Annotated in this window: 32 protein-coding genes; 12 read left to right on the forward strand and 20 right to left on the reverse strand. The window is 49.5% G+C overall.

Going from position 1 to position 26,093, the window contains the following annotated elements; translation table 11 throughout:
• Positions 1–77 precede the first annotated feature (77 nt).
• Positions 78–518 (forward strand): hypothetical protein, encoded by a 441-nt coding sequence (locus Dia5BBH33_RS10230; protein ID WP_144269284.1) that lies wholly within the window; start codon positions 78–80, stop codon positions 516–518.
• On the opposite strand, the gene Dia5BBH33_RS10235 is transcribed toward Dia5BBH33_RS10230, so the two are convergent.
• Positions 504–2,039, reverse strand: a complete 1,536-nt coding sequence (locus Dia5BBH33_RS10235) for a terminase TerL endonuclease subunit (protein ID WP_232518047.1) — start codon at positions 2,037–2,039, stop codon at positions 504–506. The genes Dia5BBH33_RS10230 and Dia5BBH33_RS10235 overlap by 15 nt on opposite strands.
• A 143-nt stretch (positions 2,040–2,182) precedes the next feature.
• On the reverse strand, positions 2,183–2,434 hold the full coding sequence (locus Dia5BBH33_RS10240) for a DUF4314 domain-containing protein (protein WP_232518048.1): 252 nt from the start codon (positions 2,432–2,434) through the stop codon (positions 2,183–2,185).
• A 25-nt stretch (positions 2,435–2,459) separates the two neighbouring features.
• On the opposite strand from Dia5BBH33_RS10240, the gene Dia5BBH33_RS10245 reads away from it, so the two are divergent.
• Positions 2,460–2,675 carry a hypothetical protein gene (locus tag Dia5BBH33_RS10245; RefSeq protein ID WP_144269286.1) on the forward strand — a complete coding sequence of 72 codons (216 nt, stop codon included), beginning with the start codon at positions 2,460–2,462 and terminating at the stop codon, positions 2,673–2,675.
• Here Dia5BBH33_RS10245 and Dia5BBH33_RS10250 read toward each other — a convergent pair.
• The 18 genes from Dia5BBH33_RS10250 to Dia5BBH33_RS10330 form a co-directional block, all read right to left on the reverse strand.
• Positions 2,664–3,098 (reverse strand): hypothetical protein, encoded by a 435-nt coding sequence (locus tag Dia5BBH33_RS10250; RefSeq protein WP_144269287.1) that lies wholly within the window; start codon positions 3,096–3,098, stop codon positions 2,664–2,666. The genes Dia5BBH33_RS10245 and Dia5BBH33_RS10250 overlap by 12 nt on opposite strands.
• Positions 3,099–3,186: 88 nt before the next feature.
• A complete protein-coding gene (locus tag Dia5BBH33_RS10255; protein ID WP_144269288.1) occupies positions 3,187–3,462 on the reverse strand; it encodes a prevent-host-death protein in 276 nt (91 codons plus the stop codon).
• Between the two features lies 1 nt (position 3,463).
• Positions 3,464–4,012, reverse strand: a complete 549-nt coding sequence (locus Dia5BBH33_RS10260) for an N-acetylmuramoyl-L-alanine amidase family protein (RefSeq protein WP_144269289.1) — start codon at positions 4,010–4,012, stop codon at positions 3,464–3,466.
• Positions 4,012–5,241, reverse strand: coding sequence for a site-specific DNA-methyltransferase (locus Dia5BBH33_RS10265; RefSeq protein ID WP_144269290.1), 1,230 nt, complete (start codon positions 5,239–5,241; stop codon positions 4,012–4,014). Before Dia5BBH33_RS10265 ends, Dia5BBH33_RS10260 begins: the two co-directional genes overlap by 1 nt.
• 2 nt (positions 5,242–5,243) lie before the next feature.
• The gene (locus tag Dia5BBH33_RS10270; protein WP_144269291.1) at positions 5,244–5,810 is read right to left on the reverse strand and encodes a P27 family phage terminase small subunit; all 567 of its coding nucleotides are present in this window, start codon (positions 5,808–5,810) and stop codon (positions 5,244–5,246) included.
• Positions 5,811–5,939: 129 nt separating this feature from the next.
• Entirely contained in the window at positions 5,940–6,320 is a 381-nt protein-coding gene (locus tag Dia5BBH33_RS10275; protein WP_108850321.1) for an HNH endonuclease, read from the reverse strand.
• Positions 6,321–6,446: 126 nt separating this feature from the next.
• Positions 6,447–6,722, reverse strand: a complete 276-nt coding sequence (locus Dia5BBH33_RS10280; RefSeq protein WP_022381609.1) for a type II toxin-antitoxin system YafQ family toxin — start codon at positions 6,720–6,722, stop codon at positions 6,447–6,449.
• On the reverse strand, positions 6,719–6,991 hold the full coding sequence (locus Dia5BBH33_RS10285) for a type II toxin-antitoxin system RelB/DinJ family antitoxin (RefSeq protein WP_022381610.1): 273 nt from the start codon (positions 6,989–6,991) through the stop codon (positions 6,719–6,721). The genes Dia5BBH33_RS10280 and Dia5BBH33_RS10285 overlap by 4 nt, the downstream gene beginning before the upstream one ends.
• Before the next feature lie 182 nt (positions 6,992–7,173).
• Positions 7,174–7,371, reverse strand: coding sequence for a hypothetical protein (locus Dia5BBH33_RS11340; protein WP_232518049.1), 198 nt, complete (start codon positions 7,369–7,371; stop codon positions 7,174–7,176).
• Positions 7,341–7,634: a hypothetical protein gene (locus Dia5BBH33_RS11345; RefSeq protein WP_232518050.1), complete on the reverse strand. Its 294-nt coding sequence runs from the start codon at positions 7,632–7,634 to the stop codon at positions 7,341–7,343. Before Dia5BBH33_RS11345 ends, Dia5BBH33_RS11340 begins: the two co-directional genes overlap by 31 nt.
• Complete coding sequence (locus Dia5BBH33_RS10295) at positions 7,631–8,986, reverse strand: DEAD/DEAH box helicase (protein WP_144269292.1); 1,356 nt, start codon at positions 8,984–8,986, stop codon at positions 7,631–7,633. Before Dia5BBH33_RS10295 ends, Dia5BBH33_RS11345 begins: the two co-directional genes overlap by 4 nt.
• Positions 8,967–9,248, reverse strand: a complete 282-nt coding sequence (locus Dia5BBH33_RS10300) for a VRR-NUC domain-containing protein (protein WP_144269293.1) — start codon at positions 9,246–9,248, stop codon at positions 8,967–8,969. Before Dia5BBH33_RS10300 ends, Dia5BBH33_RS10295 begins: the two co-directional genes overlap by 20 nt.
• A gap of 145 nt (positions 9,249–9,393) precedes the next feature.
• Positions 9,394–9,819 (reverse strand): hypothetical protein, encoded by a 426-nt coding sequence (locus Dia5BBH33_RS10305; RefSeq protein ID WP_048514386.1) that lies wholly within the window; start codon positions 9,817–9,819, stop codon positions 9,394–9,396.
• 16 nt (positions 9,820–9,835) lie between these two features.
• Positions 9,836–10,081 carry a hypothetical protein gene (locus Dia5BBH33_RS10310; RefSeq protein ID WP_048514385.1) on the reverse strand — a complete coding sequence of 82 codons (246 nt, stop codon included), beginning with the start codon at positions 10,079–10,081 and terminating at the stop codon, positions 9,836–9,838.
• Between the two features lie 13 nt (positions 10,082–10,094).
• Positions 10,095–10,664 carry a DUF2815 family protein gene (locus Dia5BBH33_RS10315; RefSeq protein ID WP_144269294.1) on the reverse strand — a complete coding sequence of 190 codons (570 nt, stop codon included), beginning with the start codon at positions 10,662–10,664 and terminating at the stop codon, positions 10,095–10,097.
• Positions 10,657–11,799 carry a DUF2800 domain-containing protein gene (locus Dia5BBH33_RS10320; RefSeq protein WP_144269295.1) on the reverse strand — a complete coding sequence of 381 codons (1,143 nt, stop codon included), beginning with the start codon at positions 11,797–11,799 and terminating at the stop codon, positions 10,657–10,659. Before Dia5BBH33_RS10320 ends, Dia5BBH33_RS10315 begins: the two co-directional genes overlap by 8 nt.
• Positions 11,789–12,121 carry a DNA ligase gene (locus Dia5BBH33_RS10325; protein WP_144269296.1) on the reverse strand — a complete coding sequence of 111 codons (333 nt, stop codon included), beginning with the start codon at positions 12,119–12,121 and terminating at the stop codon, positions 11,789–11,791. Before Dia5BBH33_RS10325 ends, Dia5BBH33_RS10320 begins: the two co-directional genes overlap by 11 nt.
• A 281-nt stretch (positions 12,122–12,402) precedes the next feature.
• Positions 12,403–12,900, reverse strand: coding sequence for an RNA polymerase sigma factor (locus Dia5BBH33_RS10330; RefSeq protein WP_144269297.1), 498 nt, complete (start codon positions 12,898–12,900; stop codon positions 12,403–12,405).
• Between the two features lie 268 nt (positions 12,901–13,168).
• Here Dia5BBH33_RS10330 and Dia5BBH33_RS10335 point away from each other — a divergent pair, with 268 nt between their 5' ends.
• From Dia5BBH33_RS10335 to mcrC, 10 genes are read left to right on the forward strand one after another with little or no spacing between them, the layout of a single operon-like run.
• Complete coding sequence (locus Dia5BBH33_RS10335) at positions 13,169–14,083, forward strand: hypothetical protein (RefSeq protein ID WP_162501805.1); 915 nt, start codon at positions 13,169–13,171, stop codon at positions 14,081–14,083.
• A complete protein-coding gene (locus Dia5BBH33_RS10340) occupies positions 14,076–14,726 on the forward strand; it encodes a hypothetical protein (RefSeq protein ID WP_144269299.1) in 651 nt (216 codons plus the stop codon). Before Dia5BBH33_RS10335 ends, Dia5BBH33_RS10340 begins: the two co-directional genes overlap by 8 nt.
• Before the next feature lie 16 nt (positions 14,727–14,742).
• Entirely contained in the window at positions 14,743–14,958 is a 216-nt protein-coding gene (locus tag Dia5BBH33_RS10345) for a helix-turn-helix domain-containing protein (protein ID WP_232518051.1), read from the forward strand.
• 31 nt (positions 14,959–14,989) lie between these two features.
• A complete protein-coding gene (locus Dia5BBH33_RS11400) occupies positions 14,990–15,808 on the forward strand; it encodes an AAA family ATPase (protein WP_144269300.1) in 819 nt (272 codons plus the stop codon).
• A 7-nt stretch (positions 15,809–15,815) separates the two neighbouring features.
• Positions 15,816–17,312, forward strand: coding sequence for an AAA family ATPase (locus Dia5BBH33_RS11405; RefSeq protein ID WP_162501806.1), 1,497 nt, complete (start codon positions 15,816–15,818; stop codon positions 17,310–17,312).
• 17 nt (positions 17,313–17,329) lie between these two features.
• Positions 17,330–18,034 (forward strand): SAM-dependent DNA methyltransferase, encoded by a 705-nt coding sequence (locus Dia5BBH33_RS10360; RefSeq protein WP_144269302.1) that lies wholly within the window; start codon positions 17,330–17,332, stop codon positions 18,032–18,034.
• The gene (locus tag Dia5BBH33_RS10365) at positions 18,018–19,577 is read left to right on the forward strand and encodes an Eco57I restriction-modification methylase domain-containing protein (protein ID WP_144269303.1); all 1,560 of its coding nucleotides are present in this window, start codon (positions 18,018–18,020) and stop codon (positions 19,575–19,577) included. Before Dia5BBH33_RS10360 ends, Dia5BBH33_RS10365 begins: the two co-directional genes overlap by 17 nt.
• Positions 19,577–22,501: a GIY-YIG nuclease family protein gene (locus Dia5BBH33_RS10370; protein WP_144269304.1), complete on the forward strand. Its 2,925-nt coding sequence runs from the start codon at positions 19,577–19,579 to the stop codon at positions 22,499–22,501. Before Dia5BBH33_RS10365 ends, Dia5BBH33_RS10370 begins: the two co-directional genes overlap by 1 nt.
• A gap of 42 nt (positions 22,502–22,543) precedes the next feature.
• Complete coding sequence (locus tag Dia5BBH33_RS10375) at positions 22,544–24,952, forward strand: AAA family ATPase (protein ID WP_144269305.1); 2,409 nt, start codon at positions 22,544–22,546, stop codon at positions 24,950–24,952.
• A complete protein-coding gene (mcrC, locus tag Dia5BBH33_RS10380; protein WP_144269306.1) occupies positions 24,949–26,034 on the forward strand; it encodes a 5-methylcytosine-specific restriction endonuclease system specificity protein McrC in 1,086 nt (361 codons plus the stop codon). The genes Dia5BBH33_RS10375 and mcrC overlap by 4 nt, the downstream gene beginning before the upstream one ends.
• Positions 26,035–26,093 lie beyond the last annotated feature (59 nt).

A 26,093-nucleotide genomic window follows, 5' to 3' on the forward strand; every position in this document is an offset into this window, starting at 1 on the left:
TTTACAACTGAATTCGGATGCTTTACAATAAAAGCATCCAATATTGGTTACTATAAATTTATAAGGAGAAAACAAAAATGAAATCAACCTATCAAACTTTTCTTGACGAAAATCCGAAATGCGGGAAAGACCTTATTTCAAATCAACATGCTCAGGCAACATTTTTTTTATTGTCGTCCGATAGAAACATTATCGCAATGATCGATGCTTCCGAAGCAGGGAGACCAGCTATTGAAGCAACATACTCAGTTGTAGAAGATTATTACGACAGAAACAAATCATCCGATTTCGACTTAACTAATGACCAACGCAGAACAGTTGTGGGATGTATGATTAAAACAATACTCGCCCCGTTCGGATACGTACCCGTTGAACCAAAGACAAAGACACAAAAAGAATTGTCGAGGTCTTCCAGAGCTAAGTATTTTAAGAGCGGAAGTTGCTATTACTTTGATTCTGCAGCACCCGCAACCATGCAGATTTGCCGAGCGGTTATGGAAATCTCACAAGACCAATAAGCCACGTTTGTCATATACACTTTCACTCGTATCATTTCCACAGCGAATTGCACGGTCTAGCGCCATTATCGTAGCTACTACACCGTCTATCTTCTCTGTGGATTTTTCTTTATCAGGCTTGATATTTCCCGCCGGATCGGATTTGATGAAGATATTGTCCATCATCCAACGCAATACCGGCTGCCCACCGTGGGTGATTTTCTTTTCCAGCGTCAGCTTCATCAGTTCCTTGGTGGGCGGACTCATGTCCTTGAATCCCTGCCCAAACGGGACGACGGTAAATCCCATGCCCTCGAGATTCTGCACCATCTGCACCGCGCCCCAGCGGTCGAAGGCGATCTCGCGGATGTTGTACTGTTCGCCCATCGTTTCGATGAACTTTTCAATATAGCCGTAGTGGACGACGTTTCCTTCCGTTGTGTGCAGGAATCCCTGTTTCTGCCATACGTCATAGGGGACATGGTCCCGCCGGACGCGAAGGGACACGTTTTCTTCCGGTATCCAGAAGTAGGGAAGCACGACATAGTTGTCTGCTTCATCCTGCGGCGGAAACACCAGCACGAAGGCCGTAATATCCGTCGTGGAGGATAAGTCCAAGCCGCCGTAACAGACACGGCCTTTTAACTCATCCGGCTGTACGGGAAACGCGCAGGCGTCCCATTTGTCCATCGGCATCCAGCGGATCGCCTGCTTGACCCATTGGTTCAAACGAAGCTGCCGGAAGGCGTTCTCCTCGGCAGGATTCTGTCTGGCGGATTCGCAGGCCGCCTTGACCTTGTCCATGCCGACCGTAATGCCGAGCGAGGGATTGGCCTTCTTCCACACTTTGACATCCGTCCAGTCGTCCGTATCCTTGGCACCGTATATCACCGGATAGAAGGTGGCATCAATCTTACGGCCTGCGATAATATCCAGTGCCTTTTGGTGGGTTTCATAGCAGATGGAATGGGTATCCGTCCCGGCTGTGGTAATGAGAAAGTACAACGGCTGCGTTCGGGCATCGCCGGAACCTTTGGTCATGACATCAAACAGCTTCCGGTTCGGCTGCGTGTGCAGTTCGTCAAAGATCACGCCGCTTACATTAAAACCATGCTTGCTGTAGGCATCAGCAGACAAGACCTGATAAAAACTGTGCGTGGGAAGGTAGATGATCCGTTTCTGCGAAGCCAAGAGTTTTACCCGCTTGGATAAGGCCGGACACATCCGTACCATATCCGCCGCTACTTCAAAGACAATGGATGCCTGCTGGCGGTCGGCAGCGCAGCCATACACTTCGGCGCGCTGTTCTCCGTCGCCGCAGCATAAGAGGAGTGCTACCGCTGCCGCCAGTTCCGACTTGCCCTGCTTCTTGGGAATCTCGATGTAGGCGGTATTGAACTGCCGATAGCCGTTCGGCTTTAAGATGCCGAACACATCACGGATGATCTGCTCCTGCCAGTCGATCAGTTCGAACGGTTTACCTGCCCAGGTGCCCTTGGTATGGCAGAGACATTCGATAAAGGACACGGCATAGTCCGCCATGGTCTTGTTGTATTTGGAATCTTTGGCCCTGAACTTCGTAGATCGATAGCGTTTCAACTTCCGCAAGCAGCGTCACCTCCTTTGCGGCAACAAAAAAGACTGCCGAAGTGGGCAGTCTTGGTATACAAATATGATATGTGTAATTATTTCTTTCTGATTATAAGGCAGCGGTCTATGCCGTACAATACGTTCAACGTGCTGCCGTTGTCCCAATGCACCAGCAGGCTGCCGGTGTCATCCACACCGACGACTGTTCCCTTGGTGCCGATCGGCGGAGCCTGGGCGTCGTCCATTTGCACCAGTACAATCCGCGTCCCGGCGGGATATGTGCTGCGCAGTTGCTCCAGCCTTTCCTTATTCGGATATCTCATCAGGGTGTTCTTCCTTTCTGCCATTTTTAAAGGCCGAGGAGCCGGAAAGGTGCTGCAGGAGCAGCTTCCGTTCGTCCTTGTATTCCTTGCCAATAAACCCAAGCCGGAGCAGGAAGCAGCGGAAGTCGTATTTCTCGTTGGTGGATGGGTGCTCCGTTGCCAGAACCCGTTTCTGCTTCTTTGCCAGATGGCAGAGTGCTGTAATGAAATGGGCGTAGGCTTTGACCGTATCGGCATTCGGGCAGCCGGTAAATCAAGGAAATAGCACTTTATCCTCCGTTACCTGCATGCGCAGCACATCAGTTTGGAAAACTTTTAACATAATGCTGCTCTTGGCCTGAATCAGCTTCTTCAGGTTTTCCAACGCCGTATCGGTGAAAAAGGAGCGTGGCATGGCAATCACCAAATCGTCTATGTTCTCCTGCTTAGACGCCGAATCGTCAGGTTCTTTCTCTATTGGTTCGGCTGGATCGACATGGAATCCCATGCTGTCGAGTTTCTCGAGTAAATCCTTAGTTTCTGTACTGGCATCAAAATTAAGATTGCCGTCGCGGTCGACCGTGAAGCAGTCAATCTCATAGGCATAGCTGGGAATCCCCTGATACACTTTGGCGGCTCCGTTAATGGTGCTGATGGCATCCGCCAGTTCCTTACGTGTTTTTCCTTGTGCATGGTACAAAATTTTCATGGTAGAAAACCCCTTTCTTTTTTATCATGTACATATATCACTCTAACCGGCAACTATAGCAAGGGGTTTATACCACAAATTACACGTATTATTCTTGTACTACCACCATTTTACCGAGCAACTTTCCGGTCAGCCACAGACCGCTGTCAATCAGCGTCGGCAGAAAGCACTGGTCGCGGAATTTGTTCCAGCCGGTTTCCTTGCCAGCGGATTCCTGCAAGGCTACTGTGTAGGCATCTGCTACTTCCTTTACTGCCGGAAGCACCGTTGTATGGAGCCAGGAAATAGTGGCATTCTTGGCATCCTCCTGCACCGAGTCCAGAATGTGTTCCTTGAGTTCGTTCTTAATTGTTTCGATATCCATATTAGTATCTCCCTTCAAAATCTGTTATGCCGCGGGCAATGGCCCGGGCGAAATCATCCGCGTTATTCGTGAGCAGCGCGGCATCATCCTCATTATCAATAAAAGCTGTTTCTACTAAGACGGCGGGCATCGTGGTGTCCTTCAACACGATGAGGTTGGGCCGTTCCTTCAGGCCGTGATCCACTGTGCCGAGACTCTGCACGATCTGCAACTGGATGCAGGCGGCAAGCTGTGGGGACGAGCCGCTGTCGTTAGTATAGATAAGCGTTTCTGTACCGCGGGCGTAGCCGCTGTCGGAGTTGCAGTGCAAACTGACGAATACATCAGCAGACCATGCATTTGCCGTATCCACCACGCAAGGCAGATCCGGTGTTTCTCCTGCCAGATTATCACTTTGCAGGAGCTGCACCTCGCAGCCTGCCGTCTCCAAATATGTTTGGACGAGACTGCCAATCGTAGCAGCCACATCACATTCCCGCAGTCCGGTGTTTGGGTTCACCGCGCCGCTGTCCCGTTCCCGGTCATGCCCGGGGTTGATACATACACGCATTATGTTGCCTCCATTTCAGTATAGGTATACGTTTTCCCGTTCCGTGTCACGGTTACCCGTTCGTCCGAGCCGACCTGCTCAATGTAACGTTTCACGATCACATCACAGAACTTTTCATCGAGTTCTATCATATAGCAGCGTCGTTTCGTCTGCTCGCAAGCCAGCAGCGTTGAGCCGCTGCCGCCGAATGGATCCAGTACGGTGCAACCGGTCATGCTGGAATTCAAAATAGGATAGGCTAAAAGCGGGATCGGTTTCATGGTGGGATGGTCCGTATTCTTTTTCGGCTTATCAAACTCCCAGATAGTCGATTCCTTCCGTCCGGTGTACCACTCGTGCTTTCCTTTCTTCTTCCAGCCGTAGAGCACCGGCTCGTGCTGCCACTGATAGGGAGAGCGTCCCAGCACCAGCGACTGTTTCATCCAGATGCAGCAGCCGGATAAATAAAAACCGGCATCCGAGAAGGCTTTCCTAAAGTTAAGTCCCTCGGTGTCGGCGTGAAACACATAGATGCTGGCATCGTCTGCCATGACGGTGTGCATGCAGGAAAACGCATCATATAAGAATTGGTAGAACTTGTCGTCCTGCAGGTGATCGTTCTTGATTTTTCCGGCCCGGCCTTCGTAGTTGACATTATATGGCGGATCGGTGACCACCAGATTGACCGGTGTTCCCTGCAGCAATCGCTGGTATGTTTCCGGCTGGGTGCTGTCGCCGCAGAGCAGGCGATAGATTCCCAACTGCCACATATCACCTGCCTTGGAAAATACCGGCTTTTTGAGTTCGGCATCCACATCAAAGTCATCCTCATGTACACCATTCTTTATATCGTCCTTGAACAGGTCGTCCAGTTCTGCCGGATCAAAGCCGGTAAGCGATACATCAAAGTCGCTGCCCTGCAGATCGGTAATGAGTAGGGCTAATTTATCCGTATCCCAATCGCCGCTGATTTTATTAAGGGCGATGTTTAGGGCTTTTTCCTTTTCGGTGTCCATGTCGATGACGACGCAGTCAATTTCCGAGATGCCCTCCTGCTGGAGCACCTTCAGGCGCTGGTGCCCGCCGACCACGTTGCCGGTGCGCTTGTTCCAGATAACCGGTTCGACGTAGCCGAACTCGTCCAGCGAGCGTTTCAATTTTTCATATTCCGGATCGCCCGGCTGCAAATCCTTTCTCGGATTATAGGCTGCCGGGATAAGGTCTTGTATGTTCTTTTTGATCAATTCCATAATTATTTTCCTTTCCGTGCCTGCAACAGGTGTTCCATCATCGTATCCTGCGGACTTCCTACAAATGCTGTGGTACAGTTCTGCTTGACGATATCGAAAATCTCGTACCAGAGCAGGTTCGCCTGTTTTTGAAATGATTGGCTCATCTGCACAAACGGACTGGTAATGGCACCGCCGGTCGTGGGGTGCTTGCCGAGCAGTCCATACGTGCTGATGGCTTCCTCGCACTGGATATACCGGGCAAATGCCTGGGCATAGGCTTCCAGCAGCCGGGGATTGACGAGCCGTTCGCAGCCGCGGTCCTTCAGCCATTTCCAGGTCTGGCGAAACAGGTCGTCGGCACCGAGCGGCTTGCCGTCCCGCTGCCGGGCAGACAAATAGTCACTGGGATTCGGCATATCCTCGCCGGTGAGATCTGCGGCATCGTTTAACTCGGCACCTTCTAAGGCAGGCGTCGGCAGGTCGATAATGGTGGCTGCTTTTCCCTTGTCGATTTTATCGGCCAGCGCCTCCGGCTTGTCTCCGGCGCGGATCCGTCTGCCGCCGCGATTGGTTCCGTCCTTGGCCATGGCTGTTCAACTCCTTTCCCATGCGGTAAATCCCCCGTTTGAACTGCAATTTTTGTGCGTGTGACCCCAGCACCGGTCTAGCATTTGGGTGCGCCAGAGATTTTGACCGCCCCTCCTGGCAGAGCGTAGTCATTCGTAGTGGTATTCCTTTCTGGCATGATGCCAGCGGTCGTCCATCTCGGCGGTGATCTTTGAGTGGCACGGCTTGCATAATGCCATAAGGTTATCCTCGTCATGGGTGCCACCGCGGGAGAGGGGACGGATATGGTGCACCTCCGTTGCCGGAGTGGTCTTGTGGTTCTTCAGACACATCTCGCATAAGGGGTGTTTTCCGATGTACCGGTCCCGGATGCGCTTCCATGCTCTGCCGTATCGTTTCTTGACAACAGGACTGCGCTCGTACGCGTCATAACGTTTGTCCATTAATTTTTGGTGCTGCTCGCAGTACCGGTTCACGGTCAGCTCCCTGCAGCCGGGGTAGGCGCACGGCTTTTTGGGTTTCCAAGGCAAAGCACTCATCTCCAGACATAGCAAAAGCCTTCAAGGGATTGCTCCCACGAAGGCTTTTCACATTTTTTCATGCTATTAGTATACCACGTCGAACAGATACATGCGTCCGCTACATTACTCATGTGGCTAAAATAATTGGGAATGACTGCCCAAACGATATAGCAGAAGAACAAGTACATCATCTTTGGTTTCATAAATGAGAAGCCAATCTGGATCAATATGGCATTCCCGGCAACCTTTGTATGTTCCACCTAAATCATGGTCTCTATATTTTTCATCCAATTGTTTTCCTTGGGCCAATTGCTCAATGACAGAGAACAGCACATCTATATCTTTGTTCTGCTTCTTTGCCAATTTCAAATCTTTCTTAAATTGAGTGGTGAATTTTACTTCGTACTTCATTTTTCAAGGGCCACACGCAAATCTGTCATATTGGTATACCCTTTTACTTTTTTATCAATGGCGATTCGTTTGCCTTCTTCAATGGCAGATCTAGTTGTTGCATTAGGAACGTCAAGAGTGAGACGGAAGGGAATGCCATTTTCTCGTATCGTTGTTTTTAAGAATATGTTTACCGCCGTCGTCATATTCATTCCCAGAGCATTGAATATTTTCTCAGCCTGATTTTTGACTTCCTTATCCGTCCGGATATTCAAATTTGTATTTACCATATTCAACACCTCCATTTCTGTCTTGAATATAGCATTATTTTTGGCTGATGTCAACACAATGTCAATATAATAAACACATAGCAAAAGCCTCCAAAGGATTTGCTCCCTCGAAGGCTTCTCTCACACTTTCATGCTATTAGTATAACACGTCAAATGGATAAATGCGTCCGCGATTTTGGACATCATGTCTTCCCAAATAAAAGAATAGCAAACTTAGCTAATGCACGATTCTTCCTTTTGTAGGCAGACGACCGCTCGATGTGGAAATGATCAGCGATGGCATAGACGGCACTCGTCTGTGCATCCTCGTCGGCATAAAAAGTTTGCAGCACGTATTGCTCGTCGCTGCTCAGCTTTTCCCATGCAGGCTGGAGAACCATGCCATGTACTCGACAGCCTGCCGGTACCGTTCTTTCAGAATGTCGATGTCTGCCAGTCCGGAGATGATATGATCTTCTGTTGCATGTGGGTTGCTGGAGTGCGGCATCCCATCAAAGCCGGACGGATGCAGGCTGGTCATGGCAGCGTATGCCTGCTTAATGTCCTCGCTGGTATTTTCGATGATGAACTTCATGCTGTCGTAATCCCGGATGGCATCAATGGCGCCGCTCCGTTTATTCAGGTATTTCCAGATAACACTCATAGGCTGCCTCCTTGCAAGTTGGCCCGGACTGCCTCAATCAGTGCAGCCTGGGTTTTGTTTTTTTCTTTTAATGATTTCATAATGGTTTCATCTATGGTTCCGGCAGTCAGGATGTGATGAATGATGACCGTATCGGTTTGTCCTTGCCGCCAGAGTCTGGCATTCGTTTGTTGGTATAATTCCAAGCTCCAGGTTAGTCCAAACCAGACGAGAGTGGATCCGCCTTGTTGCAGGTTTAGACCATGTCCGGCAGAGGCGGGGTGGAGAATAGCAACAGGAATAACACCAGCGTTCCAATCTGTTATATCTTGTGAAGTCTTGATTTCTCGTACCGTAAACCGTTGCTGAATCCGTATCAGATCATGCTTGAACCAGTATGCAATCAATACGGGTTTGCCATTGGCACCTTCAAGAATATCCTCCAGGGCATCGAGCTTTCGGTCATGAATGGGAATGATTCGTTTTTCCTCATCGTAGACGGCACCATTTGCCATCTGGCATAGCTTGTTTGATAAGGCAGGCGCGTTTACGGCATCAATTTCTTTCCCATCTAGTGAAAGCACAAGCTGGGAACACAAGGTATCATACATGTTTCGTTCCCGCTTCGAGAGGTGTACACTGATTTCATTTCGTACTAATGCTGGCATAGTCAGATACTCCTTGCTTTTCATGGAAATGGTGATGTCTGCGATACGCCGATAGATTTCTTCTTCCGCACCGGGTTTTGGTTTGTAAGAAAAGATCATCTGCTGATTCCGCTTATCCGGTTGGAAAAATTCACTCCGGTAGTGGGTGATAAAGCGACCAAGCCGCTGTCCCATATCCAACAGGCGAAACTCTGCCCAAAGATCCATCAGGCCGTTTGAAGAAGGTGTACCGGTTAGTCCTACGATTCGTTTTACCTTGAGACGAACTCTTAACAAGCTCCGAAACCGTTTTGCTTGATACGATTTAAAAGAGGAAAGCTCATCGATTACCAGCATATCGTAATGAAAGAGGATGCCGGAATCTTCTATCAACCAAGGCACATTCTCACGATTGATAATGTGGATATTGACCTGCTGCAAGAGTGCGGCTTTTCGTTCCGTAGCCGTACCAATAGCAACGGCATACGTTACATCATGCAGATGGTCCCATTTCTGGATTTCTGCTGGCCAAGTATCTCGTGCTACACGCAGGGGTGCAATCACTAATACGCGATGGACGTCAAAACTGTCATAGATTAATTGCTCTATGGCGGTTAAGGTAATGACGCTTTTTCCCAATCCCATATCCAGCAAAATGGCAGCCGTTGGATTTTTTAGGATGAAGTTTGTGGCATAGGTTTGATAATCATGAGGTTTGTATTGCATCCAGCATTCCTCCTAGTTGCGTACTATTGTCGATGCAGTATACCGGAAAACCAAGTGCTTCTAACTGGCGCTTCCGATGTACCTGTAGCGGACGCATTTTCTTTCCGGGTGCTTTAAGCTCCACAAAGGCAATGCGTCCATGGGGCAGCAGCACCAATCTATCAGGCATCCCGTCATATCCGGGGGAGACGAATTTGGGACAGATACCACCTTTATGTTTTACAGAATGTACAAGCTGCTGTTCGATTATTTTTTCTTGCATGATTTCCTCCGTCAGAGTGTTTAGTATCGACTTTTCATCAAGATGTGTGACACCCCCGACACCTGGTTACTATAACTTCCTATAGGGGTTAATTTTTAAGGGCCTATAGAGACTTTAGGGTAGGAGGTGTCGGAGGTGTCACGCTTTAGTTTAAAATGGCTTTTTCTGTCAGCCGTATTCCGCGAACAAACCGGCCTTGGCGATTTCTGAACCGTACGATTCCGGCTTGTTCAATGGCAGTATAAAAATCGGCAGAATTTCGCACATAATCACCGGTAACATTACAAAAGTTTCGATACGCAGTATAAAAATCACCGGATTTTTCCTGATAGGCTTTACCAAGCTCACAGCACTCATCCAGGAAATGGCCGAGCCAGTCGTTGTTTTCACGATACGAGCCGATGGCTTCCCGCACACAAGCTGGTGTGGTAAGCTGAAAATTTTTTTGAATGATCTTCTGTGCCCCTTCAATGATCCAAGTCAGGACATACTCGCCTGCATTTTTCAGCAGGTAGTCTGCATAATTTTTGATATCGTTGTTTCCTTCAATGCGAGCGTTAAAGGGTATCACAATGAGCCTGCCATGCTTATTTGTCTAAGAGTTTCATGCGCTTCTCGTGGTATTCGAGATCACGCGCGGCCTGTTCCGCTTCCCGCTTGTCGCGTTCCTTGCGGTATTCGATATCGCGGGCAGTAGATTCCTGCTCACGCTTTTCACGTCTGCGGTCGTAGAGGAAGTTCTGGATTGTTGCAATCAGGATCACAATGCTGAAGACCAGCCAGATAGCGATAATTGCAGTTAAGAGGATCGTCTGAAAGGTTGTCATAGTCATAGTCGCGCCTCCCTTAATTCAGAAAGTCTTCATCGTCATCAGTGACGAAGTCAGACTCAGCACTTGCCTTGCCGCCAAGAGGCTCGCCGTCACGGATCTTCTGCAGGTTATTGAGGCCGCAGGCGATTCCCTTGTTGCCGGAAGAGTTGAAAGCATAAAATGTGATGCTGGCTCTGCCATAGACGCCGGAGTACACTTCGGAACGGGTCAGGATGGGATTCAGGTCTGCATCCACAATACCGGGAGCAGAGGTGGCATTGGCGTTTACAAAGTAGGCGTTCTTATAGGCCTCATCGTCCGGGCGCTCCGCGTCGCCGTCACGAAGCGGCGTCTTGATCGCGGACAGCGCGGGAACGGACTTGCTGTTGCCCTTGAGCTTGGCTTCGCCCTCCTTATAGGCAGCCTCGATGGCGGCCTTGACCTTGGCGACCGTCACGGTGTCGGACTTCGGAATGATGAGGCTTACGCTGTATTTCGGCGTTCCGCCGTTGATGGACTTCGGCTCCCAGACGTTCGCGTAGGACCAGCGGGTGTTCGGGCCAGTGATAACCTTCATCGGATTGTGCATAGTTGTCTTACTCATGATTTTTGACCTCCTTGAAGTCGTTTTTTGCTGTATTCATCGCCGGACGCTTGTCGGAGTCCGGGACGAGTGTTGGTTTGCCCTGCGGCTTCTCGATGAAGCCTGACAGGAGTTCATTGAACCGGTTCTTTCCGAGGAGCTTCTGCATGGCAGTAATGCCGAGCAGCTTCTTCTCATACGGGTCGAATCCGGCGTCTTCGACCGTCTTGGCGACGGCGGTTTCGTTGGTGTACTTGCGGACGGATCTGCCTTCGACGAGCTTGAAGCCATGCCATTCCTTGCCGGACAATGCCTGCTGGAGCGCGTACTCCTTGATGTCGGACGCCCATGAGATTAGCTCGTCCACTTGGGAGAGGATGACCTCGATCTCCGCGTCGGAGAGCTCCGGCGGCAGCTTGAACTCGTGCTGCGCGAGCTTCAGGTTCTCCTCGGCCCGCTTCCGGCAGATGGTCTTCGCCTTGCAGAACCGGCACCACGGGCCGCAGGAGAGTTCTCCCTTGCCGTCCCACGCCAGCTCCGCTGTAGGCTTCAGAACCTCGTCCGCCCATGCGAGCAGGTCCTTCTTGCTGATCTGCCATTCGCTGACGTTCTGCCGTCTCGGCTGGTAGATCGTCATGCTGACGGTGTCGATGTCGTAGATGTCATCGAACAGTTTCAAGGCACCCAGCGAGTAGCATTTGAGCTGCGGATTGTCCTCCGCCGACACGGCGATGCCGGTGCCGTACTTCAGATCGATGATCCGGAGCGTGCCATCCGCGATGATCAGCGCATCGGATGTGCCGAAGCCCTGTCTCACCCAGCGGGAGTAGTCCACGCGCTGCTCAACCAGAACAACCGGATCAGAGCAGACCTCTTTTGCGGCCTCGACCTTTTCCAGTACGTAGCTGACATAGCCGTCTGTTGCTTCCTCCATCTCCTCGTTGTAGAAGGCAAGGGCCTCGGTCGGGTCCTGTGCCGGGTAGCCGAGCGCCTTGCGGAGCTTGTATTCGGCGAGCGCGTGAGCGCAGGTGCCTTCCAGTGCGTAGTCGCTTTCCTTGTCCTCGAATCCCTCGCTAAGCCTGACTGACGGCGGGCAGTGAATCCACCGGTTGGAGCTTGACGCGGAGAGGACCGCATGCTGTCTTTCAGAATTCATTGAGTCCCTCCACATCGAAGAGCAGGGCCTCGTAGTCCTTCGGATCGACAGCCGACAGCTTGCTCGCACCGTACTTGAGGAGCAGCTCGCGGATCTGCGTCGTATAGCCTGCGCGCGACCGTTCGGCGAGAACCTTCCTCACATCCTCCAGCTTCAGCTCCTTCTTCGGCTCAGGCTCGGCCTGCGTCTCTTCAGGCTGCGGAGCGGGTTCCTCGTCGTTGCCGGAGAACTGCTGGTAGAGCCAGTCGGCCGCGCTGTTAATAGCAGCGGCGGCATCGCGCAGTTCCTTGATGGTCTGATCCATTTCTGCCATTTTTGACATTTCCTTTTCCTCCTTCCTCGGATTGACCTGCGGCAAGGACAGACAGGTTCCTTGCCAGTCTTGCGGATACATGGCTTATCGCGTAAAGAACTGCGATGGTCTCTGCGTCCGCCGGACTTCTGTTGCGTGTCGTATTCATCGCTTTACCTCCAATCCGGAGCATCTTGTTTTCGTGCTCCTTACACTTCCCACTGGAGGCGAGGCAGGCGTTTTGACGAAGGGAAAAGAAGAATTTCAGAAAAAAGCTCCGGCCACCACGATGGCCAGCCGGAGTCGCATGATTAGAACCAATCGGGGAACTCCTGAGACAGCTTCCCCTCGGCCTTCTTCAGGCGGGACAGGAACGTCGTGCGCTTGATGCCGACGATGTCGGCGATGGCCTCGTCGGAGAGGCCTTCCTCGCGGAGCTCTCCGATACGCTTGGCCTCCGGCATGAGCTCCTGCAGACGCTCGAAGAGCTGATCCAGCTCCGCCTTCTCGGAAAGCACCTCTTCAATAAGAGGAGCGCCGTCCGGAACGTAATCGGCGAGCGTTCCATCGCCGCCCGGCAGCGGATCGTCAAGAGAGACGGTCGTGTTGTTGCGGAATTCGCAGTCGAGGCAGTTGCCGTCGCACAGCCACCATTTGCTGCGCGGGCAGAAGCATTCGCCGCGATACTGCATGCGTTTCCTCAGCGCCGTGCGCCAGCGGTCGTACTCGCGATACTGGTCCTCCGGGATCTCGTACCACTGCTTGGTGGTCTTGTCGTAGATGCGATACTTCTTGGATTCTTTTGTCATGAATTTTTCCTCCTGTGATTTGCTTTTGCGAAGCAGTCACAGGGGGAATTCACAGACTGTTGATCCCAGAGTCACGCAAGATCATTGAAACCGAGCACGGATTTCGATATAATAGGAATTGGTAGGAAACGTTCAGAAATGCTCCGAACCATGTATCCCATGCGAAATCCGCCAGCTGAGCGATTTCTCCCGTGATCACTTCACAGGACTCACCAAATCGTTCGCAAGGTCGGCTGCCATAGTTCGTAAGGTTCTTAAGGTTCGGGTTTTGAAAAAGCAGAGGAAAATAGTGACAACAGATGGAATACCAAGGCTATGCGGCGGAACGTTCTTCGTACTCCTGCTGCAGGCATTAAAGAATAGGAAAAGCGCCCGAGAGCATTACAAAGGAGATCGTGATGGCCTCTCTGACCCGGAAGTGCTCATCGGGCTTATCAAGGTAATTAATCCTGATTACGAGCCGCCAAGGCTCGAGCGGATAAAGACAAAGACAAATGATTTCAAGGCATGCAAGCTGTCGAAGGGTGAGTATCTTCCCTTTGGAAACACACCGGAAGTAGAAGTGTTTGACGAAAGAATCAGAACGGAATACGGGTCTGCGCTGATTCCTATGACGGATTTCGTGAATGAGTTTCTCGACCTCGGAGAAACCGTGCATAAGGATGTCAGATTGGTAAAAGCACTGATTGAACTTGTCCAGTGTGACTACAGCATTGCATCGGATGAAGGATTCTTCATCCGCGACGATGGAGGGCAAATAAAAAAGGCCGCACTTAGCGACCTGACAAAAGTGTGCTATCCAGCATTTTTGCTTGGAATCTGGCACTATGTAGTTGTGAATCGGAAGGACAATAGCATCGGAAAACCTACATATGATGAATGGTGCCCAGAGAATGGCGGTGGCCCGAGAAACTACTCAGGCAATATGGGCAAAGGCATTACAGCTGACATCAGGACATATATGCCGGAGCCCACGGATGCGGAACCGGCGGATGATGCCCAGCCTGATAATGAGTCAAATGAAGATGAGCAAGAGGACGACAATCAGTCTGCCGCATTTTCGCAGCAGGTAATCAATAATCCTCTGTTTATTCAGCAAAACGGGGATAACAATACGATTCTGTCAAACTACGGCACAGTAAATTTGACAATCGGCGAAAAGAAAGGAGCCGCGGATGAGTGACAAACTTGAAGTAATATCAGCTTCCAATCTTCCGGACGACAGGAAGCCAGATGTGACACAGACCGGCAATGAGAATGTGGCCATTGCAAACTACGGCACAGTTCAAATGCAGGTCAACCAGCAGTTTTGTGGAATGCCACAGCTTGGAGGACAGTTTTATGTGCCACCGCGGATAAACCGCGAGTATTACAACATCTTTGTCATCGGCACTGAGGAGTACGACAAGCCTTATTTCAAAGTCCCGCGGGATCGAGCTTTGTCCGAGTGCATGTCTAAGGAGACAAAAGAAAAATTCTCTGGCATGACGAAAGAGGACAAGCAGCAAATCATTATGATGCCGTCTCTTTTCATGGCGGAGAATCATCAGTACGGTAATGCCGATGATGGCCAGAAGGTCATATACGGTTTCGTGTCGGATTACAAGATCTACGAAAATGATGTGAAGGTCTTCTGGTGCGGGTACAGACTGGACATTCCTCAGATACGGCTGAATGAGCTTCTGGAAGAGCTGCAGCTTATCGGAGACAACCGGTTCAACGAGATGAATCGGACGCATTGGGCAATAAAGAGATGCGACCTGATACAAGAACTTCAAGAAGCAGGCATCGAGATTCCGGTATTTACATATGGAACATCGAATTGAGACACGGAGGAACAGTATGAAAGACGAAGTTCAGAGAACAATGACGGCAGACGAAATGCCTGAAAAATGGGTGAACCTCGAAGATATAGCGGACTATCTGAGCGTCAGCAACGACACGATAAGAAACTGGATTAAAGACGGGAAGCTTCCTTATTACAAGGCGGGCAAGCGTTACAAATTCAAGATTTCGGAAGTGGACGAGTGGCTTCGCAAAGGAAAAATCACCGAATGATAGAACATAGTAAAGGGAGGAGGAACCGGGTATGCAGGATAAGATGACTTCGCTGATCACAAAGATAAAACTTGATGCCTCTACGGAAGCCTATACTTTTCATGATGAGGAAGTCTGTCCGACCTACATCAATTTCTTCTTCGGAAAGAACGGAGCCGGGAAAAGCAGTATAGCGGATGCATTCAGGCACCCAGAGTGCCTTGAATGGAAAACCGGCATCAGTCCGGCAAACTATTCTGTCCTGATTTACGATAAGACCTTCGTCAGCCAGAATTTTGCAGACTATGGCAATCTGAAAGGTGTTTTTACGCTGAGCCAGGAGAATGTCGAAGCAAGGCAGAAAGCGGAGGCTGCAGCGCAGGAACGGACGCAGGTCGCACAGGATGGTAAGAAAGCTGCTGAAGCCAGAGACAAAAAGCATGGAGAATTAGCTCCGCTGCTGGAGAATTTCAGAAACGTCTGCTGGGAAGGCGCACGCGAATATCGCAAGGACTATGACCAGACTAAGAAGAAGTCCCGCGAGCGGTTTACCGACGAGGTGCTGTCTGGAGACTATTCTCCAGTCGACCATAACGACACAGCCATAAAGGAGCTCTATGACGTAGCTTTCGATCCGGATGCCAGAAGATACGATCTGTTCAAGTCGTCTTCTGAGATTTCCAGCAGCTATGATTTGTCCGGGCTTTCGCTGCTTGCCGAAGCAATTACGAGCAGCGGCGGGACGGAATTTGCTAGATTCATGAAAGTACTGAACGCTTCAGAGTGGGTTCGCCGTGGCCACGATGCCTATGTTCATAAAGCTGACGGAAAATGCCCGTTCTGTCAGCAGAAGCTCCCCAGACGATTTTGAGACATCTATGGCAAGCGCATTTGATGAAAGCTATCAGGAGTCGCTAAACGCACTGCGTACTCTGCAGTCTAACTATGACACGAAAATGAAAGCTCTTGTTGCGCTGTACCAAGGCAATCTTGACGACGCCTATCCCAAGGCAGAGGAACTGGCCGTTTACGGAACAAAATTGGCAGAGCTTCAATCCCGCATTCTCGAAAACAATCAGCTGATTGCCGATAAGATTTCTTCACCGGTAAAGGTAATAGAGCTGAAGGATGCCGATGCGATTATTTCAGAACTGGATGCGTTGGTCTTACAAATCAACAGACAGATTCAGAATAATAATGACATTGTCGCTGCAAAATCCAGCAAGCAAAGTGAGTGCAACCGCATGGTCTGGGAAAAGATCGCCTTCATCCTGAAGGACTATGTTGCCGACTATATCGCTTCGAAAAAGAAGATCGAGGATGAAGAAGCGGTGCTGCAGGAAAAGGTCAAGGATCTCCAGACACAATATCGCTCTCTGACACAGGAGATAAACGACCTGAATGCCGGGATTATCAACACGGCTGATACGGTACGAAGCATGAATGGCTACCTGAAAGACTCCGGATTCGAAGGATTCAGCCTGCACGAAAAAGAAGGCGTCAAAGGCGGATATGAAGTCATACGCGATGACGGTAAAGTGGCCGTGAATCTAAGTGAGGGCGAGCGCAACTTCATCGCGTTCCTCTACTTCTATCATGTAGTTCACGGCATGCGGTCAGAAACAGACTCTGGCAAAAACAAGATCGTCGTAATCGATGATCCGGTTTCAAGTATGGACAGCAGCGCCCTCTTCATCGTAGGTTCGCTGGTCAGGGAAATGATAGGAATATGTGCAAATGTTGCTGATCCGGTTGAAAACGAGAATCCGATATTCGCTGGAAGGTACATCAAGCAGATTTTCATCCTGACGCACAACGTGTACTTCCATAGAGAGATAACCTATCAGCAGGTCGGCTATTATGATTGCACCACGTTTTATATGATTCGGAAGACCGCCAATATCTCGCGTGTACATATTTGCGAAAGGCCAAAGGACAAAGCCAAGACCGAGTATGAAAACTACAATCCGGTGCAGAGCTCTTATGCGGCTCTGTGGGAGGAACTACGTGATGCAGATTCTGTAATTCCGGCGCTCAACGTGATGCGCAGGATTCTCGAGTCGTATTTCCTGCAGCTTTGCGGATACGAAGGTACCAGTCTTCGGGAGCAGCTGCTCGAAGATCCAGAGAACAGAAAGAACTTTATTAAGGAAGTTCCAGGTGGCCAGCCAGATATGACCGACTACGAGCTTGCTTCGACTATGCTTGCTTATATCAACAATCCGAACGGCATCACAGACGGCTTGAATCTTGTGGTCGAGGATTATGACGATGTGGACATGTACAAACGAGTATTCAAGCAGATCTTTTACGTCATGCATCAGAACCAACACTATGACATGATGACAGCTGCGGTCAAGAAACATAATGAATAAGGTGGGAAACTGAATCAATGCCAAAACAAATAAAATCAAAGGAACGAGTCGCGGAACACGGCGAGGTTTTCACGAATGAGCGTGAAGTCAATGCCATGCTCGATCTCGTGAAAAGCGAGACCGACCGGATTGAGAGCCGGTTTTTGGAGCCAGCATGTGGCGATGGAAACTTCCTTGCGGAGATTCTCCGCCGGAAGCTTGCACGGGTGAAGCGACAATATAAGAAGAATAATTCCGAATACACGAAGAACGCTTTTCTGGCGCTTACGAGTATCTACGGAATTGATATACAGGAAGACAATGTCAAGGAATGCCGCGAACGGCTATTCAAGATCTGGGACGAAGCCTATACAAAGCAGGTCAAGAAGGAAGCCAGCGACGAAATACGCGGTGCAGCAAGGTACATTCTGCAGAAGAACATCCTGTGCGGTGATGCGCTCACGCTCATGCAAAATGACGGTACGCCGATCATCTTTTCTCAATGGGACTTCACAGTTGGTTACCGGATGCGGCGGAGGGACTTCACGCTCGATGCACTGATGCGTGATGAGGAACCGGAAAAGGTTGAAGATACTGGCCAGATGAATTTTATGGATGTTCTGGCCGAGAAAAAGAAACAGGGATGGGATTACGACGCCGAGACACACGGATGGACTCCGGCACCGATCAGAGAGTTTCCGTCCGTAGATTACTGGGAGGTTCAATATGTCACTGAATCCTGATTTATTTACAAGCGTATACAAACCGGACGTCCTGTCTTGCCTTGCAGACCTGTCGAACGATGAGGTCTTCACTCCGCCAGATGTCGCCAACAAGATGCTCGACATGCTGCCGCAGGAGCTATTCCGCGATCCGAATACGAAGTTCCTCGATCCAGCCTGCAAATCCGGAGTGTTCCTCCGCGAAATCGCGAAGCGTCTGATTGCCGGGCTTGCGGACAAAATCCCGAATCTGCAGGAGCGCTGCGACTGGATTTTCAAGAATCAGCTCTATGGCATTGCCATCACCGAGCTGACTTCGCTGCTGTCCAGAAGGTCGGTTTACTGCTCGAAGTATCCGAACAGTTCGTTTTCAATTACGCAGTTTGATGATATACAGGGGAATGTACTTTTTCACAAAGTCAAACACAAATGGGACCGAAATGATTCTAAAGGACATTGCATTTACTGCGGGATAAGTTATGGAAACGAGCTTAATGATATCAAACGTGAAGGAATGGAGAATCACGCATACGAATTTATACATACGTTACACCCGGAGGAAATATTTAATATGAAGTTTGATGTGATAATTAGTAATCCTCCATATCAACTCAGTGATGGAGGTGGTGGTGCTGGCAAGAGTGCGTCACCTATTTATCAGAAATTTGTGCAACAAGCAAAGAAGCTCAATCCAAGGTACATGACGATGATCACGCCATCTCGTTGGTTAAATGGCGGCAAGGGCCTTGATTCATATCGTCAGGAGATGCTCCAAGACAAAAGGCTCGTAAAGTTAGTTGATTATGCAGACTCAAAGGATTGCTTTCCAGGTGTAGATATCCCTGGCGGCATCAGCTATTTCTTATGGTCAAGAGATTCAAGCAATGATGACTGTACCATCGTAAACGTTAATAAAGGTGGTATAGAAACGTCGATGGTTCGGAACTTGAATGAATTTCCAACCTTTATTCGCAATAATGAAGCTGTGGCAATTGTCCGTAAAGTGAAAGCTTTCAAAGAAAAAACGATGGCTGATCAAGTGCTATCAAGAAGACCATTTGGGTTAGATTCGGCCACTCCTTTTGATGAGGATGGAGACGTGACACTTAGGAGCAGTAAAGGCCTTGGGAAAATCAGACATGCTTGCATTACACAGGGCAAGAATATTTTGAATAAGTGGAAGGTCATTGTCTCAAAGGTCTCTTTTGAGCACGCAGGTGTTCCCGATAAGAACGGTCAGATGCGTGTCCTTTCTGTGGTTCAAAAGCTACCTCCAAATTCTGCTTGCACGGAGAGTTATCTCGTCGCAGGAGTATATGAAGATGAGGAGCAAGCTGACAACCTAATATCGTATTTAAATACAAAATTTGCTCGATTTCTTATGATGCAAATGCTGGCATCTATGAATATGTCAAAGTCATCTTATTCATATGTGCCTGTACAAGACTTTAGTAGACCTTGGTCCGACAAAGAATTGTATGAAAAATATAATTTGTCGGGTGCTGAGCAAACTTATATTGAAGATGCTATTTTGCCGATGCCCGGTGAGGGAGGTGAAGACTGATGGCTGATATTTTTGATCAATATGTTCATCCGAAAACAGAAGTCAAGCCGATCATCTACGCCTATTCCGATACACGTTTTCCGGGCTGCTTGAAGGTCGGCTATACAGACAGGCCAATCGAAGTGCGTATGCACGAGCACTATCCGACGCTTACTCCGGGTCAGTCGTACAAGGTTGAATACGTCGAATCCGCTCTCAATGCTGACGGAGCAATCTTCATGGACCATGATGTTCACCGAATGCTGGAAGCACACGGCTTCCATGCGCAGAAGTCTCCGGACGGCAAAAAGAGCGAATGGTACAAGTGCTCGGTTGATGATGTGAAAGCCGCTATCCTTGCCGTCAAGACATCATCTCTCAACCTTGAGAACCGCACGCAGAATTTTCGTATGCGCCCGGAACAGGCCCGCGCTGTCCGGATGACAAAGGCTTACTTTGAATCCGAGACAAAGCGGAATCCGAATCATACGGCGAAGTTCCTTTGGAACGCGAAGATGCGTTTTGGTAAGACGTTCACGTCCTATGAACTTGCCAAGGCGATGGACATGAAGCGGGTGCTGATTCTGACCTTTAAACCCGCTGTTGAGGAATCGTGGGAAACCGATCTGCTCTCACACATGGATTTCGAGGGCTGGCAGTTCTATTCCCGTGAGGTCTCTCAGGAAACAGGAATTCGACCACAGGATCTGGATCAGTCGAAGCCGATTGTCTGCTTTGGCTCATTCCAAGACTTCCTCGGCACGAATGCCGCTGGTGGCATCAAGGCCAAGAACGAATGGGTGCATACGACGAACTGGGATCTGGTCATCTTCGATGAGTACCACTTTGGCGCATGGCGTGAGAACGCTAAGCACCTGTTTGAGAAAGAGGACGAGGACAGCTACGACGATCTGGATATCGATAAGTACAAAAAAGATGAGGCCGATAATGCTGTCAACGAGGACTTCCTGCCGATCACGACAAAGTACTATCTCTTCCTGTCCGGTACGCCTTTCCGGGCTCTGAACACCGGCGAGTTCATGGAGGATCAGATCTTCTCATGGACATATTCCGATGAGCAGAAAGCGAAAGAAAACTGGGACGACAATGACGGCCCGAATCCGTATGCGTCTATGCCGGAAATGGTCATGATGACTTATCGGATTCCGGACGAAATCCGTCGTATCGCCTACAACGAGGATTTTAACGAGTTTGACCTGAACGTGTTCTTTGCCGCGAAACCGGAAGTCGAAGGACACCCAGAGACGGCGCAGTTCGTCTATAAGGACTATGTCCAGAAGTGGCTTTCTCTTATCCGTGGCGCTTATATGCCCTCAACTGTCGACGATCTGAAGCTTGGCCAGAATGCCAAGCCAGTTATGCCATACTCTGATGCTCGAATGCTGTCGGTGTTGAACCATACGCTGTGGTTCCTGCCGAACGTGGCCTCCTGCTACGCTATGGCGAACCTGCTCGCCGAGAAGCAGAACGTTTTCTACCATGACTACACCGTCAATGTCTGCGCCGGAACAGCAGCAGGCGTAGGACTCGCTGCGCTTGAACCGGTGCGTGAGTCTATGGACCCGCCGCTCGAGACAAAAACCATCACGCTCTCTTGCGGCAAGCTGACGACCGGCGTGACGATCAAGCCGTGGACGGGTATTTTCATGCTGCGGAACCTGTCCTCTCCGGAGACATATTTCCAGGCTGCATTCCGCGTGCAGTCTCCTTGGACAGTTAAGAAGGAAGATGGTACAGAGGAAATCCTCAAAGAGAATTGCTACATCTTTGACTTTGCCCTTGACCGTGCATTGAGACAAATTTCCGATTACAGCTGCCGCTTGAACATCTCAGAATCAAATCCAGAAAAGAAGGTGGGAGACTTCATTCATTTCCTGCCGGTACTGGCTTTTGATGGAAGCACGATGACAGCCGTTTCTGCGTCCGACATTCTGGATATTACGATGGCCGGTACGTCTGCAACACTTCTCGCACGCCGCTGGGAATCCGCTCTGCTTGTCAACGTGGACAATGAGACGTTGCAGCGGCTGCTTGACAGCGACGAAGCCATGAAAGCCATTATGAACATTGAAGGCTTCCGTAGCCTCAATAAGGACATTGAGACGATTATCAATAAATCGAACGCCGTTAAGAAAGCTAAGGCTGAAAAAGGCGACGACATGACTCCGAAGGAAAAGAAGGAGCTGTCGCAGGAGGAAAAGGAATACAAGAGCAAACGTAAAGAAATACAGGAGAAGCTCATCAAGTTTGCAACAAGAATCCCGATTTTCATGTATCTGACGGATTTTCGCGAATACAGCTTGAAGGATGTCATCACCCAATTCGAGCCGGGACTTTTCAAGAAAGTTACTGGTCTAACTGTGGAGGATTTCGAGCTGCTCGTCTCCCTTGGAATCTTCAATGACTCGCTCATGAACAGCGCTGTCTACAACTTCAAACGCTATGAAGACGCGTCTCTTGAATATACAGGCATCAGCAAACATGCCGAGGATGAAGATGTCGGTCTGTTCAGTACGGTCATTTCCAAGGATGAGTACAAGGATATGGCCTCCGCGCAGACGGCTTCCATGCAGGAGAACCCATTCAAGAAGACTGTCATCATCGAGCAGCCAATTCAGCAGCCGAAACCCGCACCAGCCAAACCGAAGGTCGTGCCGATTAATCAGGGTTACTCTGTACCTGGCTTGGAGCGCGGTTCCTATGTCGCAGAAAAACCTGCTCCATACGACGCTAAGCCAAAATTCAAAGAGGTCGACCTGTCGAAATTCCGTGTTGGTACTATCGTCACACACAAGAAGTACGGTGAGGGCAAAGTGACGGGAATCAAATCGGGCAAGGTCATGGTTTCCTTTGATGTGGCGAATAAGACGTTCTTGTTCCCGGATGCCATTGAGAAGGGATTCTTAACGGTTAAGGAATGGTAGGAATTTCTGCTCAGACAATAAAGTATTGCGGAGGATGCATGAATGTTTGACAAATTTCGTTTGAAAGAGGTGCTCGTCCAGTACAAGAAGGATTTCCTTCCGAAGCACTGGAAAGACGAAAAATATAAGTGGGAAGCGGTTAAATGCTTTCAGGACAACTGGGATGTGAAAGCGGAGGACTTTGCTGATATGCTCAGCCGGTCTCTCTCCAAAACCTATAACCTTCTTGCCTCGATGAATAATTTCCCGGCACGAATGATTACCGGTTTCGCCAAGACTGCGCCGGAGGAAGTCCGGGCGATGTATATTGACCTTTTTGACGAGACCAAGGAAGTCTACGAGCGGATCAACGCATTCAAAATGCAGTCATCTATTCTGCTCGAAAAGTACGGAAACGGAGCCGGACAACATTATCAGTATGAGAATGCCATCACGACATACCTGTGGCTGCGATATCCGGACAAGTACTACATCTATAAGTTCGGTGAGGTAAAGGCAGCGTCCGATGTCCTCGAAAGCGACTACCGCTTCAAGAAAGGCGCATACGCGGATAATATCCGGAATTTCTATAAATTCTATGATGAAATCTGTGAGGAACTGAAACAGGATACAGAGCTGGTAAACCTGTTCCGAAGTCAACTTACAAGCGACTGCTATCCAGATCCGGAACTGAAAACGCTGACCTTCGATGTAGGGTTCTACATCTCGCGGGAATATTCTAAGAAAGATAGCGGCGATCCCGATAATAATGTGTGGTTCCCGTCACAGGAAGAATATGCGCCCGGCATCACTGTTCAGGAATGGGTGGCACTGCTGAATGATAAAAGTGTCTTTACACAGAGCAGCCTTGAAATTATGAAGCGCTTCAAGGACTACGGCGGCGCAGCCACCTGCACACAGCTTGCTGTCAAATACGGCGAGAGCAAGAACTTTTATAACGCCGGTTCTGTAGGATTGGCAAAACGAGTCGTCGAGAAGACCGGATGCCCGGTTATGCCGAGAGATTCTGATAATTCCAGATGGTGGCCTGTCCTCTATGTTGGCAGGCATGCTACAAAAGACGAAGACGGCGGGTACATTTGGAGACTTCGGAGCGAACTCTCCGATGCCTTGGATCAGGTCGATTTGAAGGACGTGGACCTCTATGCAAAATCTGATGACGGCGAAGAAGAACATGGCTACTGGTGGCTGAATGCGAATCCGAAGATCTGGAGCTTTTCAGATCTGCAGGTCGGCGAAGTGCAGGACTACACGCTCTTCAACGAGAATGGCAACAAGCGCCGTGTGTTCCAGAACTTTATTGACGCCAAGGCAGGCGATCTCGTCATTGGCTATGAATCGAATCCGGTCAAGCAGGTTGTAGCTCTTGTGAAGGTCAGTGCGGCGAACGACGGCCAGAAGATTTATTTTGAAAAGACAGAGTCGCTTGCAAACCCGATTGACTACCAGACGCTGAAGGAATGCCCTGAACTGGAGAAGATGGAGTTCTTCCAGAATCCGAATGGCAGCTTCTTCAAGCTGACAAAAGGCGAATATGAATTCATCATGGACATGATCCGTGATGAGAATCCGCTGAATACTGAGGTAAAGATTCCACCTTATACGAAGGAGGACTTCCTATCTGAGGTTTACATGACCGAGGAGAAATATGATCGGCTGGCTGGTGTGCTCCTGAACAAGATGAACATCATCCTGCAGGGTGCTCCAGGTGTCGGTAAGACATTCGCTGCAAAGCGCCTCGCCTACTCACTGATGGGTGAAAAGGATGACAGCCGGATTGAATTCGTGCAGTTTCATCAGAATTATTCCTATGAGGATTTCATGATGGGCTATAAACCGTCCGGCGACAGCTTCGAGCTGAAGTATGGCGTGTTCTATCGTTTCTGCAAGAAGGCCGAGAATCAGCCGGATAAGAAGTACTTCTTCATTATTGACGAAATCAACCGCGGAAATCTCAGTAAGATTTTTGGCGAACTTCTGATGCTGATCGAGAAGGATTATCGCGGCACAAAGGCTACGCTTGCCTATAATGGCATGCCTTTTACTGTGCCGGAAAATCTGTACATCATCGGCATGATGAACACGGCAGACCGCAGCCTTGCGATGATCGACTATGCTCTTCGTCGGAGGTTCAGCTTCTTTGAGATTGAACCGGGTTTTGAATCAAAAGGCTTTAGTGACTATCAGCGGACACTGGAGAACGATACATTTGATGAGCTGATCAAGAAAGTCATCGAATTGAATGAGGAAATCAGCCGGGATAAATCTCTTGGCAAAGGTTTCTGTATCGGGCACAGCTATTTCTGCGGCAGAACGAAGAAAACCTGCACCGACGAATGGATGCAGTCAGTTGTGGATTATGACATTCTCCCGATGCTTCAGGAGTACTGGTTTGACGACGACAGCAAGGTGCAGCGGTGGGATAACATCCTGCACGGAGTATTTCAATGACAAAGGATAAAAGCATATTCATAAAAAACATCTACTATATGCTGTCCTATGCGTTTACTACGCTCAAAGAGTCCGTCTACGACGATATTCAGAAAGAGTCATTCGAGAACATCCATAACCTGTTTGCGGCGATTCTGGCAAAAGGTATAGGCCTTCAGCTGAAGCAGGGACTTTATCGGGAATACATCAATCGGGTGGAGACACTTCCTGTTGTCCGCGGCAAAATTGATATGCCGGGTACAATCCGAAACCGGCTGGGACGCAGACAGGTTGTAACCTGTGATTACGACGAGCTTTCCGAGAATAACCTGCTGAACCAGATTCTTAAATCCACGGTCTTCCTGCTGCTTCGACAGAGGGATGTAGACGAGAAATACAAGGCGGAACTGAAAAAGGAGATGCTCTTTTTCTCGGAAGTGGATCAGATCGAGCTACAGCACATTCGCTGGTCGGATATCCGCTTTCAGAGAAATAATCGGACGTACCAGCTGCTTCTTGTAATCTGCCAGCTGCTGATAGAAGGCTCGCTACTTACAACTGAAAGCGGCGAATACCGACTGGCGAGCTTTGTGGATGAGCAGCGGATGAGCAGGTTGTATGAGAAGTTCATTCTGGAATACTATGCGCAGGAGTTCGGGCAGCGACTGAAGGGATTCTCTTCGAGGGCGTTGCAGATCCCGTGGCAGCTTGACGACGGTTACGATGCTCTGCTTCCGGTGATGCAGACGGACATCACGCTGACATACGGGAATCAGACGCTCATCATCGATGCAAAATATTATGAGCGGACGCTGCAGACGAACTTCGATGTGCAGACACTGCATTCGGGCAACATGTATCAGATCTTCACCTATGTGAAAAACAAGGAAGCGGAACTTGAAGGCACCGGGCATCAAGTGTCGGGGATGCTTCTGTACGCCAAGACTGATGAAGACCTTGTCCCAGACAATGTGTACCAGATGAGCGGGAATCAGATCTCGGTGAAGACTCTGGATCTGAATCAGGAGTTTCCGGAGATTGCTGGGCAGCTGAATAAGATTGTAGAAGATCATTTCATGGTGATGCTTCCTGACGCAGTTTAGCTGATTAAACCTTTCAACGATAGCCATACTTTTTAACGATTGCAGATTGGGGGTGTCGC

The organism is Dialister hominis, assembly GCF_007164725.1.
Classification (GTDB): domain Bacteria; phylum Bacillota; class Negativicutes; order Veillonellales; family Dialisteraceae; genus Dialister; species Dialister hominis.

Bases quoted from the DNA above. Each gene is read 5' to 3' on its own strand.
- Dia5BBH33_RS10230 (WP_144269284.1), top strand. From the start codon at position 78: ATGAAATCAACCTATCAAACTTTTCTTGACGAAAATCCGAAATGCGGG.
- Dia5BBH33_RS10235 (WP_232518047.1), bottom strand. From the start codon at position 2,039: ATGGCGGACTATGCCGTGTCCTTTATCGAATGTCTCTGCCATACCAAG.
- Dia5BBH33_RS10240 (WP_232518048.1), bottom strand. From the start codon at position 2,434: ATGGCAGAAAGGAAGAACACCCTGATGAGATATCCGAATAAGGAAAGG.
- Dia5BBH33_RS10250 (WP_144269287.1), bottom strand. From the start codon at position 3,098: ATGAAAATTTTGTACCATGCACAAGGAAAAACACGTAAGGAACTGGCG.
- Dia5BBH33_RS10255 (WP_144269288.1), bottom strand. From the start codon at position 3,462: ATGGATATCGAAACAATTAAGAACGAACTCAAGGAACACATTCTGGAC.
- Dia5BBH33_RS10260 (WP_144269289.1), bottom strand. From the start codon at position 4,012: ATGCGTGTATGTATCAACCCCGGGCATGACCGGGAACGGGACAGCGGC.
- Dia5BBH33_RS10265 (WP_144269290.1), bottom strand. From the start codon at position 5,241: ATGGAATTGATCAAAAAGAACATACAAGACCTTATCCCGGCAGCCTAT.
- Dia5BBH33_RS10270 (WP_144269291.1), bottom strand. From the start codon at position 5,810: ATGGCCAAGGACGGAACCAATCGCGGCGGCAGACGGATCCGCGCCGGA.
- Dia5BBH33_RS10280 (WP_022381609.1), bottom strand. From the start codon at position 6,722: ATGAAGTACGAAGTAAAATTCACCACTCAATTTAAGAAAGATTTGAAA.
- Dia5BBH33_RS10285 (WP_022381610.1), bottom strand. From the start codon at position 6,991: ATGGTAAATACAAATTTGAATATCCGGACGGATAAGGAAGTCAAAAAT.
- Dia5BBH33_RS11340 (WP_232518049.1), bottom strand. From the start codon at position 7,371: ATGGTTCTCCAGCCTGCATGGGAAAAGCTGAGCAGCGACGAGCAATAC.
- Dia5BBH33_RS11345 (WP_232518050.1), bottom strand. From the start codon at position 7,634: ATGAGTGTTATCTGGAAATACCTGAATAAACGGAGCGGCGCCATTGAT.
- Dia5BBH33_RS10295 (WP_144269292.1), bottom strand. From the start codon at position 8,986: ATGCAATACAAACCTCATGATTATCAAACCTATGCCACAAACTTCATC.
- Dia5BBH33_RS10300 (WP_144269293.1), bottom strand. From the start codon at position 9,248: ATGCAAGAAAAAATAATCGAACAGCAGCTTGTACATTCTGTAAAACAT.
- Dia5BBH33_RS10310 (WP_048514385.1), bottom strand. From the start codon at position 10,081: ATGACTATGACAACCTTTCAGACGATCCTCTTAACTGCAATTATCGCT.
- Dia5BBH33_RS10315 (WP_144269294.1), bottom strand. From the start codon at position 10,664: ATGAGTAAGACAACTATGCACAATCCGATGAAGGTTATCACTGGCCCG.
- Dia5BBH33_RS10320 (WP_144269295.1), bottom strand. From the start codon at position 11,799: ATGAATTCTGAAAGACAGCATGCGGTCCTCTCCGCGTCAAGCTCCAAC.
- Dia5BBH33_RS10325 (WP_144269296.1), bottom strand. From the start codon at position 12,121: ATGTCAAAAATGGCAGAAATGGATCAGACCATCAAGGAACTGCGCGAT.
- Dia5BBH33_RS10330 (WP_144269297.1), bottom strand. From the start codon at position 12,900: ATGACAAAAGAATCCAAGAAGTATCGCATCTACGACAAGACCACCAAG.
- Dia5BBH33_RS10340 (WP_144269299.1), top strand. From the start codon at position 14,076: ATGAGTGACAAACTTGAAGTAATATCAGCTTCCAATCTTCCGGACGAC.
- Dia5BBH33_RS10345 (WP_232518051.1), top strand. From the start codon at position 14,743: ATGAAAGACGAAGTTCAGAGAACAATGACGGCAGACGAAATGCCTGAA.
- Dia5BBH33_RS11400 (WP_144269300.1), top strand. From the start codon at position 14,990: ATGCAGGATAAGATGACTTCGCTGATCACAAAGATAAAACTTGATGCC.
- Dia5BBH33_RS11405 (WP_162501806.1), top strand. From the start codon at position 15,816: ATGGCAAGCGCATTTGATGAAAGCTATCAGGAGTCGCTAAACGCACTG.
- Dia5BBH33_RS10360 (WP_144269302.1), top strand. From the start codon at position 17,330: ATGCCAAAACAAATAAAATCAAAGGAACGAGTCGCGGAACACGGCGAG.
- Dia5BBH33_RS10365 (WP_144269303.1), top strand. From the start codon at position 18,018: ATGTCACTGAATCCTGATTTATTTACAAGCGTATACAAACCGGACGTC.
- Dia5BBH33_RS10370 (WP_144269304.1), top strand. From the start codon at position 19,577: ATGGCTGATATTTTTGATCAATATGTTCATCCGAAAACAGAAGTCAAG.
- Dia5BBH33_RS10375 (WP_144269305.1), top strand. From the start codon at position 22,544: ATGTTTGACAAATTTCGTTTGAAAGAGGTGCTCGTCCAGTACAAGAAG.
- mcrC (WP_144269306.1), top strand. From the start codon at position 24,949: ATGACAAAGGATAAAAGCATATTCATAAAAAACATCTACTATATGCTG.